Annotated in this window: 10 protein-coding genes and 1 pseudogene; 8 read left to right on the plus strand and 3 right to left on the minus strand. The window is 45.6% G+C overall.

The genetic code is table 11. The features are described from left to right. From AACR09_RS14670 to AACR09_RS14695, 6 genes are all read left to right on the plus strand, one after another. Positions 1 to 610 (plus strand): TonB-dependent receptor domain-containing protein (locus tag AACR09_RS14670; RefSeq protein WP_228010623.1); only part of this gene is annotated, 610 nt, incomplete at its 5' end. A gap of 87 nt (positions 611 to 697) precedes the next feature. Further along, positions 698 to 1,675, plus strand: coding sequence for a Fe(3+) dicitrate ABC transporter substrate-binding protein (locus tag AACR09_RS14675; protein WP_193835270.1), 978 nt, complete (start codon positions 698 to 700; stop codon positions 1,673 to 1,675). Further along, positions 1,672 to 2,706, plus strand: coding sequence for a FecCD family ABC transporter permease (locus tag AACR09_RS14680; RefSeq protein WP_193835271.1), 1,035 nt, complete (start codon positions 1,672 to 1,674; stop codon positions 2,704 to 2,706). Before AACR09_RS14675 ends, AACR09_RS14680 begins: the two co-directional genes overlap by 4 nt. Then, entirely contained in the window at positions 2,706 to 3,677 is a 972-nt protein-coding gene (locus tag AACR09_RS14685) for a FecCD family ABC transporter permease (RefSeq protein ID WP_065605436.1), read from the plus strand. The genes AACR09_RS14680 and AACR09_RS14685 overlap by 1 nt, the downstream gene beginning before the upstream one ends. Positions 3,678 to 3,679: 2 nt before the next feature. Continuing rightward, entirely contained in the window at positions 3,680 to 4,444 is a 765-nt protein-coding gene (gene fecE, locus AACR09_RS14690) for a Fe(3+) dicitrate ABC transporter ATP-binding protein FecE (RefSeq protein WP_193835272.1), read from the plus strand. A 230-nt stretch (positions 4,445 to 4,674) separates the two neighbouring features. Next, positions 4,675 to 5,094, plus strand: a complete 420-nt coding sequence (locus AACR09_RS14695) for a VOC family protein (protein ID WP_193835273.1) — start codon at positions 4,675 to 4,677, stop codon at positions 5,092 to 5,094. 156 nt (positions 5,095 to 5,250) lie between these two features. Here the strand turns inward: AACR09_RS14695 and AACR09_RS14700 are convergent, their stop codons facing one another. Continuing rightward, positions 5,251 to 6,150 carry a DMT family transporter gene (locus tag AACR09_RS14700; RefSeq protein WP_102491615.1) on the minus strand — a complete coding sequence of 300 codons (900 nt, stop codon included), beginning with the start codon at positions 6,148 to 6,150 and terminating at the stop codon, positions 5,251 to 5,253. Between the two features lie 268 nt (positions 6,151 to 6,418). Here AACR09_RS14700 and AACR09_RS14705 point away from each other — a divergent pair, with 268 nt between their 5' ends. After that, positions 6,419 to 7,819 (plus strand): alpha-amylase family protein, encoded by a 1,401-nt coding sequence (locus AACR09_RS14705; RefSeq protein ID WP_193835274.1) that lies wholly within the window; start codon positions 6,419 to 6,421, stop codon positions 7,817 to 7,819. 121 nt (positions 7,820 to 7,940) lie between these two features. On the opposite strand, the gene AACR09_RS14710 is transcribed toward AACR09_RS14705, so the two are convergent. Together AACR09_RS14710 and AACR09_RS14715 are read right to left on the minus strand one after the other, a co-directional pair. Next, on the minus strand, positions 7,941 to 9,062 hold the full coding sequence (locus tag AACR09_RS14710) for an FAD-dependent oxidoreductase (protein WP_193835275.1): 1,122 nt from the start codon (positions 9,060 to 9,062) through the stop codon (positions 7,941 to 7,943). Positions 9,063 to 9,195: 133 nt separating this feature from the next. Next, positions 9,196 to 10,167 (minus strand): LysR family transcriptional regulator, encoded by a 972-nt coding sequence (locus AACR09_RS14715; RefSeq protein WP_193835276.1) that lies wholly within the window; start codon positions 10,165 to 10,167, stop codon positions 9,196 to 9,198. Positions 10,168 to 10,267: 100 nt separating this feature from the next. Between AACR09_RS14715 and AACR09_RS14720 the strand changes: the two are divergent. After that, positions 10,268 to 10,459 (plus strand): annotated as a pseudogene (locus tag AACR09_RS14720) (MATE family efflux transporter); the annotation flags it as partial.

Below are 10,459 nucleotides of genomic sequence, written 5' to 3' on the forward strand. Positions count from 1 at the left end.
CGCATGGAACTACGAGTTAGGTGCACGTTATAACCAAGATTCAACAAGCTTCAATGTGGCGCTTTACCGAATCGATTTTGAAGACCAGCTGCAATGGCAAAGTGCAACTCAAACTTTTCACAACATTGGTAAAACACTTCACCAAGGTGTTGAACTTTCAGGTCGTTACGTGCCTCAAGCGATGCAAGCTTTGAGCCTCGGCGCTGGTTATAACTATTTGGATGCGACGATCGAGGAAGAGGGTGCAAACAAAGGTAATCAACTTCCTTATACGTCTAAACATCAATTCAGTTGGGATGCGACTTACGCCTTTAGCAAGGTAGATACGACTTTGTCTGGTTACTACTTCAGCGAGTCTTACTCTGACAATGCGAATACAAGTGCCGAAGATGCAACGGGCGCGACAGGTAAAGTGCCTGCCTACATGGTCTGGAACTTTAACCTAGGTTCGGATTTGTACAAGGATGAAAACAGTAAGCTGCGCATGAACCTTGCGGTGAACAACTTGTTTGATGAGGACTATTACTTCCGCGGTATTGATACCAGCCCCGTTGGTCGTTATCCAGCCCCAGGACGTTCTTACACTTTGGATCTGAATTATCAGTTCTAATACGTAATTTATTGAAAGTAATAACGAATAAAAGTCGCCAATACTCTTGGCGACTTTCACGGTTCTAGCGTTTAAGGAAAATTAAATATGGAAAACAGCTCTCGCCTTTTGTTTTCGAATCCATTGCTGCTGTCGAACGGACTGCTGTCATTCAATAAGCAGTGTTTATTCAGCAAGATAGCGATAACCTTAACTTTGCTGATTTTAAGCTTGTTCTCATTCTCCAGTTCAGCACAAACCAGGGTCATACAAGATGAGCAAGGTCAGTTTGAGATCGCCACTACGCCACAACGCATCGTGGTACTGGAGTTCTCATTTGTAGATGCGTTAGCTGCGGTAGGTGTTTCTCCCGTTGGAGTTGCTGATGACAATGATGCTTCACGAGTGATTCCGGCGGTGCGTGAATTGGTTCAACCATGGGAATCGGTTGGCATGCGTTCTCAGCCTAGCCTAGAAGCCATTGCGGTATTAAAGCCTGACCTGATCATCGCAGATGCAGAGCGTCATCGTACTGTATATCAAGATCTACAACGCATCGCACCAACGCTGCTGCTTAAAAGCCGCGGCGAGACGTATCAAGAAAATTTGGAGTCTGCGCTCAAGATTGGCATCGCTCTCGATAAACAATCGTCAATGGAACAACGCATCCAACAACATCAACACGCCATGGCTGAATTCAAAAGTCATTTCTCGCTCAAACAAACCGTCCAATTCGCTGTCGTGTCGGATAAAGGTATGTGGTTACATAGCCCTGCATCTTACGCAGGGGGCGTGCTGACCGCATTAGGTATTGCGAGCCCTATTGTGAAACCAACAGAGAAGGCATATTTACCAACCAGTTTTGAGTTGTTGTTGAAAACTAATCCGGATTGGTTGCTCCTTGGCGCTTACTCTCATCCAAACATTGTTGATGATTGGCAGAAAAATCCGTTATTCAATGTACTAAACTCTGCAAAAAAACAGCAAGTTGTAGAAGTGTCACCAGCACTTTGGTCATTGAACCGAGGCATGTTAGCGGCAGAACAAATGGCGAAAAATCTTGAGCAGATCTTGGATCCATTATGAGTACGATGTTGTTCTCTAAAAGTAATCGATTCTGGCCAATACTGTCGTGGCGAGTCATATTATTTACTGCATTAGTGTCGTGTTTGGCACTATCTGGTTACGCGGCCTCTATGACTGGGTGGTCTATTTTCTCTTTAACATTGAGTGACTTGATTCACTACTGGTTTGCGTTTGATGAAAACAATATGACTCATCAAATATTGGCGACACTAAGAGCGCCAAGAGCTTACGCAGGGTTGTTTATTGGTGCGGGTTTGGCCGTTGCTGGGTTATTGATGCAAGGTTTGACGCGCAATCCACTCGCGTCTCCGTCGATTCTTGGCATTAACGCTGGCGCAGCCTGTTTTATGGCGTTAGCTGCAATAGGCATACCTGTGGTTAGTGATTTAAACCCAATCCTTAATGCGGTTCTTGGTGCATTGCTAAGCGGCGGTGCCGTGATGCTCCTCGGTGGTTTTTTCTCCGAACGTTCTCATCCGTTACGTTTGGTTCTCGCGGGTATCGCCATTACTGCGTTATTGCTCGGACTGACACGAGCGGCGCTGATTCTTGCTGACGACATGGCTTATAGCGTCTTGCATTGGCTTACTGGCTCACTGTCTAGTGTCGATGATGAGCAATGGCAACAGCTTTGGCCGCCTGTAGTGATTGGTTTGGTGTTGGCGATGAGTCTTGCTCGCAACCTCAACTTGCTGGCACTTGGTGAAGAGGTAGCTGTGGGGTTGGGCAGTAACATCAGGTTTACTCGCCTCGTAAGTGGACTGACGATCGTGTTGCTTGCCGGAGCAAGCGTCGCTATCGCAGGGCCAATTGGCTTTGTTGGATTGTTAGTGCCTCATTTGGTTCGACCTATGGTTGGGCACAATTATCATTTACTGATTCCTATTTCAGCATTGGCAGGCGCAGCATTAGTGTCTTGGTCAGATGCACTGTCGCGAGCGATTGCTTTCCCGACTGAAACACCCGTTGGTGTTATTACTGCTTTGCTCGGAACACCTTGTTTTATTTTGATTGCGACGAGGAGATCTTAATGCACCATCACACTAAGATAATTTTGTTATCAGGGATTCTCATATTAGTGGCATCCGCAGGTTTGTTTGTCGGCGCAGCTTCGCTTTCTGTTTCTCAAGTCATCGAACATTTGGTCGCGTTTTCCAGCGACGACTTTGTTATCCATCAGTATCGGCTACCACGAATGTTGCTCGCGATAAGCGTGGGCGCAGGGTTAGGGCTTTCAGGGGTATTAGTGCAAGGCGTGATACGTAATCCGTTAGCATCGCCTGATCTTATGGGTATTAGCGCCGGGGCAGGCCTTGCTGCGACAGCGAGTTTAGTTTGGTTCCCCAATGCACCAGTCAGTGTGCTTCCGGTTGTGGCGATGTTCGGTGGGGTATTGGCTGCTGGGTTGATTGCTGTATTGGCATGGTGGTCAAGGCCAACACCCGCCAAATTGGCGCTGATTGGTATTGCGGTGAGTGCGTTTCTGGCCAGTTGTATCGACTTCTTGCTGGTCACCAACCCGATCGAGATCAACACGGCTATGGTGTGGCTTACTGGCAGCCTTTGGGGACGAAACTGGCAGCAAGTCCCGTTTATTTGGAGTGCGCTGCTCTTGTTGTTACCCATGGCATTATGGTTGGCGTGGCGATTAGATGTGATGGGGCTTGGCGAGGAAAGTGCGACCACATTGGGCACTAATCCAAAACAGATTCAAGCTCTCGCGTTATTGGCCGCTGTATTGCTTGCCAGTGTTAGCGTTTCTGTTGCTGGAACGATCAGTTTTGTGGGTTTATTGGCGCCTCACGTAGCACGCTTGTTGTTTGGGCATAATCATAAGTTGTTGATCCCAGCATCTGCACTGGTAGGGGCAATTCTGGTTACCAGCGCTGATGGGTTGGCCAGAGGTCTACAACCACCTATTGAATTGCCAGCAGGCGTTCTCACGTCTGTGATTGGCGCGCCTTATTTCATCTTTCTTCTCTATCGTTATCGAGGTTGGTAACCATGCTTAAAACGCAGAATCTTTCCGTCGCGTACGGCAAACAAACGATCATACCGAACCTGTCGGTTTCTATCCCTAAGGGAAAAATCACCGCATTGATAGGACCTAACGGGTGCGGTAAATCTACCTTGTTAAAGACGTTAGTCAGAATTAACAAACCAGTGGCTGGAGAGGTGTTGTTTGAAGACAAACCGCTATCAAGCTATGGCGATAAAGCGCTTGCTCGTTCGTTGTCACTTCTTCCGCAAATCTTGGTAAGCCCTGAGGGGATCACGGTAAGAAAGTTGGTCGAATATGGCCGTTCGCCTTATGTGTCTCATTGGGGGAGGCTAGGGCAGGACGATCAAAGGATTGTCGAACAAGCTATGCGTGATACAGGTGTGCTTGAGTTTGCTGATAAGCCTGTTGAGTCACTGTCTGGTGGCCAGCGTCAAAGAGCATGGATTGCGATGGTAATTGCACAAGATACGGATGTAGTGATGTTGGACGAGCCGACCACATACCTTGATATGTCTCACCAAGTGGAATTAATGAACCTGATGCAACAGATGAATGCCAAAGGAAAAACGGTGGTTGTTGTGTTGCATGACCTGAACCAAGCCAGTCGTTACTGCGACCATTTAGTGGTTCTGGAAAAAGGGAGTTTAATAGCAGAAGGCTCGCCTGATGCGGTGATGACCGAAACTATGCTCAGTAAGGTGTTTGATCTCAAAGCGAGCGTGTTTCGTGACCCTATTTCAAATACGCCAATGTGTGTCGCGATTTAGTTATCTGTTCTGAACAACGAGATCACCAAGGCACAAATAACAGAACACAGGCAAGGAAGCCACATTAGATTAAGTCGTCTAAACTTAAGGTTTGTATGTAGTCAAAGCAGAACAATTTGGGCTCTAAAAAACGTTCTCGAAAATAAACGTAAATTAACCCTTTACCTCAACTTAACTTGAGGTATTAGGATATGCAACGTTGCTTACGAGAATACTTTAAGGAGAGAAGAATGATCCAACTTGAACATGTAAATTTAGTGGTAAAAGACATCCCAGAAATGCTGGTTTTTTATAAAGCGGCGTTCCCTCATTGGTATGTCCGTGACGAGGGAAAAGGGGAGTGGTCAGGTAAGCCACGTAACTGGCTGCATTTTGGTGACGAGTACCAATACATCGCGTTGAGCGATCACGGTGAAGGTGAAAATAGAGATTTGGTAGGGCATTCTGTTGGCCTCGCGCACTTCGCTTATGTGACCAATAATATCGAAAGTGTCACTCAGCGCCTTGTTGATGCGGGCTTCCCAATTGCCAAACCCGGTGCCGAAGAACCTTATCGAAAAAACGTCTACTTTGTGGATCCTGCAGGCTTTGAAATCGAGTTTGTTGAGTATTTGAGTGATGATCCCAAGTTACGAAATGCCACAAGTTAATCACGTAATACGCCGCTTTATTAAAGTTGGTTAGCTGAATGAAAACGCGCTAGAACATTTATAGAAAAGGGCATTGTGGAATAATCCGCAATGCCCTTTTTCGATCTATTTAGTCGCTGATTGGCTAACTGGTATTCAGCTCTGTTATTTGGTTATCTACTTAGCTCTAAACGGCACCAACAGTTGTTTGCCAAACACATTGATAAGAGCACCCGTCACAATAAGGCCACCACCTAGGTAGGTCCAAACTGATGGAATCTCATTGAACACCCAAACACCTAATAGTGCTGAGAATACGATCTGAACGTATGAGTAAGCTGAAGCTTTACCAGCTGCTTGAGTTTGCATTGCTTTGGTCAAACCATATTGGCCGATCTGAGTGAAAATTCCGACCAGAACCAGCATCATGGTTAAGAAAAGGCTAGGCCATACAAAGTCGTTCCAGATCAGGGCGGTCGATATTGGCAGAGCGACCAGTGGGAAGTAGAAGATGATCACTGAGCTGTCTTCAGTCTGGCTAAGTTTTCTCACTATCACATAAGCAATTGAGCTACCAAACGCGCCACATAACGCTAGCATAATACTGAATAGCGGCAACTCGCTGCTCGCACCGCTGTTCATGCTTGGCTGTACCATTACCGATAATCCCGCTAGGCAGAATACAATGCATATCATGGTCGACTTTTGGACGCGTTCTTTAAGGAACAGTACGCCAAGTAACGCGGTAAAGACAGGATGCACGTATTGCAGAATGGTTGCTTCTGCTAACGGAAGAGTGGTTACAGCGTAGTAAACACACATCAAGGCTGCGGTACCAACAGCGCCACGAACAAACAACAGAGGTTTGTTGTTGCCCCAGATAGAAATACGTTTGCGCTTCACATCGATATAACTGATGATCAACGACACCAAAGCCCTTGCTGCAACAATTTCAAATACAGGTATGCCGTAATTGCTAACGTATTTCACACAAGCTGACATCAGTGCGAATCCAAAAGCAGAAAGGATCATGAACCGAACCCCTACAGGGATCAGTGAAAAAGAGAAAGAAGGCATAAAAATATCAATTGGTTGAGGGGAAAAGGAATCATAACGTAGTTTAGAAGAGCCGACCAAAGTCTTTGTCCTATTCTGGTCAACTTGATTCAATTAATTCTCATTTCAGTTCTGTTCGTTTTTATCTCACATAAGATCGGCGACAGCTCAGTTTTATAAAATCATCATCAACAGAAGGTGACGCTAATTCAACTCTGATTTATCCGTCGTTTTAATTGTCGTTCTTATTCATATCATTCTTGTGAATTTATAATGAGAGATATGTTCTATGAAACCAATCAATACCCTACTCATATCCGCACTTGCCGTTTGTTCTTTTAGCTCAGCTACTTATGCTGACACTATTTTGCATGCTTTCAATTGGAAGTATTCGGACGTAACGGCCAACGCCGATCAAATTGCACAAGCTGGCTATAAGAAGGTGCTTGTGGCACCTGCAATGAAGTCTAGCGGCAGCCAATGGTGGGCGCGTTACCAACCTCAAGACCTTCGTACCATTGATTCACCTCTCGGCAACAAACAAGATTTAGCCGCAATGATTGCCGCACTCAAAGGTGTGGGTGTTGATGTGTATGCCGATGTGGTGTTGAACCATATGGCGAATGAAAGCTGGAAGCGAAGTGACTTGGATTACCCAGGCACTGAAGTGCTAAACGATTATGCGAGCCGTTCAAGTTACTATGCTGACCAGACTCTGTTTGGCAGCTTAGCACAAGGTTTTGTCTCGGCTAACGATTTCCATGCAGCTGGCTGTATTTCAGATTGGAACGATCCTGGTCACGTTCAGTACTGGCGTTTGTGTGGTGCCGATGGCGATGTAGGTTTACCTGACCTTGATCCAAACAACTGGGTGGTTTCACAGCAACGTTTATATCTGAAAGCGCTAAAAGATATGGGGATCAAAGGTTTCCGTATTGATGCGGTAAAACACATGAGCCAGTACCAAATCGATCAGGTATTCACGTCTGAAATTACTGCGAACATGCATGTGTTTGGCGAGGTGATTACCAGCGGTGGAGCAGGGAACAGCGGCTATGAGTCATTCTTAGCGCCGTACCTGAATAATACTAATCACTCCGCGTACGATTTCCCGCTGTTTGCGTCGATTCGAACTGCATTCTCTATGGGCGGTGGCTTGAACCAACTGCATGATCCAAAAGCGTACGGCCAAGCACTCGATGACAACCGTTCAATTACTTTTGCGATCACACATGATATTCCAACCAATGACGGTTTCCGTTACCAAATTATGGATCCACAAGACGAGCAGCTTGCTTACGCTTACATCCTTGGTAAAGATGGTGGCACGCCACTGATCTACAGCGATGACCTACCGGATTCTGAAGACAAGGATAACGGTCGTTGGGGCAATGTTTGGAATAGCTCGAATATGAAGAATATGCTCAGCTTCCATAACGCGATGCAAGGTAAATCGATGGCGATGATTTCGAGCGACCAATGTACCTTGCTGTTTAAGCGTGGCAAAGAAGGCGTTGTTGGCATTAACAAGTGTGGTGAAACGCGTGGCGTGACAGTTGATACTTACCAGCATGAATTCAATTGGAATGTTCAATACAAAGACGTATTAAGCAGCGCGACAGAAACCATTTCTTCTCGCTACCATACATTCAATCTACCGCCACGCAGTGCGCGTATGTTTAAGCTTTAATGTTTGCTCAACAAAGTGAAACATAACGGGTAGAAAGAAAGCATAAGCCGCAGCATTTGCTGCGGCTTATTGTTGTGTAAACGAGTCGTTTGCAACTGGCGCGTTTTTACGAGCCAAATGTTTAGAAAGGCGAACGACTATTGGCAATGGCGAACTGTTGGTAAAGCCCCGCTACTTCGATTGGGTTGAACTCATCTTTGTAAGTCAACTCACTCAGTCGGTGTGTGATGTTTTGTAGTTCATGCGAACGTTGCTGAGCACGCTGCTGATAGCGTTTGAATGCTTGCTCTGTACCTTCAAAATTAGAGGCAATGCTTTGTGCCAATACGTAAGCGTTCTCAATACCCAAGCTGAACCCGATACCCATGGTCGGCAGCACAGCGCAACAAGAATCTCCCAGTAGAACAGCATTGCCGCGATACCAAGTATCAAATGGGGCGACATCGGTGAGTGGAGAAGGTAAGATCTTCGATTCAGGTGTATCTCGAATCATATCCAGTAGATAGCTAGGATAGTGAGAGAACTGCTCTAACACGGTTTGTTTAGAAAGCGTTTCACCCTCTTGAACGACACACGCGGCAAACCAGTATTTACCTTGGGTTTCTCGATCGTAGGTGTAGGTTACGATTCGAGATTTATCACCCGCAAAAACATAACACTCATCATCGCTGATTTCTGATGCTTTGAAATCAATCTCACCACGACAGCAATAGACGTTCGGTTGTCTTAGTGACACATCAGGCGCGACAAACTTTCTCACTTGAGAGAACACGCCGTCGGCACCCACAATAATATCCGCATCAATGGGTTCGTCATTGATCAGAATCTGCGGCTCATCGTCGTTTTGAACAACAGTGCAGGTTTGGTTAGTGACGATGCAGTCATCTCCTAGCTCATTTAATAGCAGTTGGTATAAACGGCTGCGGTGAAATAAACCAATTGGCGCGTTAGCTTTACTCGGAGAGTCACTCATATTAAGTGTGTTGATGGGCAACCCTGTCGCCGTTAATGTCGAGATGGTATCGACTTGGTTACACGTAGCTTTGACTTTATCGACACCAACCAGTGCCGCAAGTACTTGCATGCCTTCTGGCCACATAATGATGCCAGTACCGTCAGCACGTGGTTGTGCTGCTTTTTCGTATATTCGAGCTTTAATACCAAATTTACGCAGTGATAATGCAAGTGCCAAACCATTCAGCCCCGCACCAATAATTGCGACTTTTAGACGTTGTTGTTCCATGACTTTCTCCTAAGAATAAGATACCAATATCTGTGTACTGGTTCATAGGGCGTAAGATAGGTCATTCGAATCGATAAATAAACGTTATAAATTATAAGGTTAATGCGATTTTTAAAACTGAGGCACCGATCCCCTAATAATCTTGGATAACACCAAACCAATGGTTCTGATGGGATAGTGATTTAAGCAACTCGATCTCTTTTACTGTCTCTTCCCTAAGCCATTCAATAAGGTCATTGATGATAGGCGTGTGAGTACGTTGGTGCATGAAGTAAGTCCAAGCACTGTGTTGGATTTTTGCATTCTTAGGGCAGTATAAGAAGCCTCGCTGGAGATCTTGTTGTACTAACAATAGATCCGTGACCGTAACCCCTTCTCCGGATAAACAGGCACTGAGTGCCATATCTAAAGACAAGAAACTGGTATTTCTGACGGGTTTCTTTGGTGGGAATTCAACATCGGCCAACCACACTTTCCAGTCGTGATGATCTAAGGTTGGGTGGAGTCTTGGTAAAGTTAAGATCGAATCGAGGTCGGTGTCTTTATTCGTTAAGTTGGTCGAATTAGTTAAGCTAGTCGAGCAGACCGGTGCCATAAACTCTTCACGCAAGAAGGTGATGTCAGGTGCCTTGTCATAGCGTTTTTTGAAACGCGTGTGGAAGATCAGTAGATCATACTCACTACTATTAATCGATTCGTCTTCCTCAATCACAGGAACTATGACGATCTCATGATCTTGATAACGCTCGTTTAATTCCCTGACTTTAGAGATCAATACTCGCGTCGCGAAACTTAAGGTCGCTTTGATCACGATACGTTTCTGCTTCGGCTCACTCCAAGAGGCAATGATAGCTTCGATATTGGCGTAGCTTTCTCGCAAAGCGACATACAAATCATGACCTTGTACCGTTAATTCAATAGCTCGATGCTTGCGAATAACCAGTGATGCGTTTAACTCATCTTCAAGCTGTTTGATCTGTCGACTGATCGCACTTTGTGTCACATGCAGCTCTTCGGCAGCCAGAGTAAAGCTCATCAGCCTTGCAGCAGCTTCAAAGGCTTTTAAGCCATTATGTGAGGGTGGCAAGCTAGGATATGGGGTCATAATTCGTTCGCATGAGTTTATGGAATGTTAGAGTCGCAAATTTATCAATTGAACGCCAGCCTCATCGATCGTATTTTGGGCGAAATTAACTGAGGCGCTCATGAAAAAAATACTCACTCTTGCATTCCCTTTGATCATTTCACAGCTGATCTCTATGGCTTTAGTCCTTACTGATGTTTGGATGATGTCGCGTATCAGTGTGTCAGCCCTTGCGGCTGGTGGCTTAGGCGCCTCTATCTACTTTTTTATCTTCATTATTGCGAGCAGCACTGTAGGTTGTGTCGCGAACTTG

Origin of the sequence: Vibrio sp. OPT20 (assembly GCF_963889365.1) — a bacterium.
Classification (GTDB): Bacteria; Pseudomonadota; Gammaproteobacteria; order Enterobacterales; family Vibrionaceae; genus Vibrio; species Vibrio splendidus.

Coding starts and splice junctions, on each gene's coding strand:
- AACR09_RS14710 (WP_193835275.1), bottom strand. CDS start 9,062: ATGGAACAACAACGTCTAAAAGTCGCAATTATTGGTGCGGGGCTGAAT.
- AACR09_RS14680 (WP_193835271.1), top strand. CDS start 1,672: ATGAGTACGATGTTGTTCTCTAAAAGTAATCGATTCTGGCCAATACTG.
- AACR09_RS14685 (WP_065605436.1), top strand. CDS start 2,706: ATGCACCATCACACTAAGATAATTTTGTTATCAGGGATTCTCATATTA.
- AACR09_RS14715 (WP_193835276.1), bottom strand. CDS start 10,167: ATGACCCCATATCCTAGCTTGCCACCCTCACATAATGGCTTAAAAGCC.
- AACR09_RS14705 (WP_193835274.1), top strand. CDS start 6,419: ATGAAACCAATCAATACCCTACTCATATCCGCACTTGCCGTTTGTTCT.
- fecE (WP_193835272.1), top strand. CDS start 3,680: ATGCTTAAAACGCAGAATCTTTCCGTCGCGTACGGCAAACAAACGATC.
- AACR09_RS14675 (WP_193835270.1), top strand. CDS start 698: ATGGAAAACAGCTCTCGCCTTTTGTTTTCGAATCCATTGCTGCTGTCG.
- AACR09_RS14695 (WP_193835273.1), top strand. CDS start 4,675: ATGATCCAACTTGAACATGTAAATTTAGTGGTAAAAGACATCCCAGAA.
- AACR09_RS14700 (WP_102491615.1), bottom strand. CDS start 6,150: ATGCCTTCTTTCTCTTTTTCACTGATCCCTGTAGGGGTTCGGTTCATG.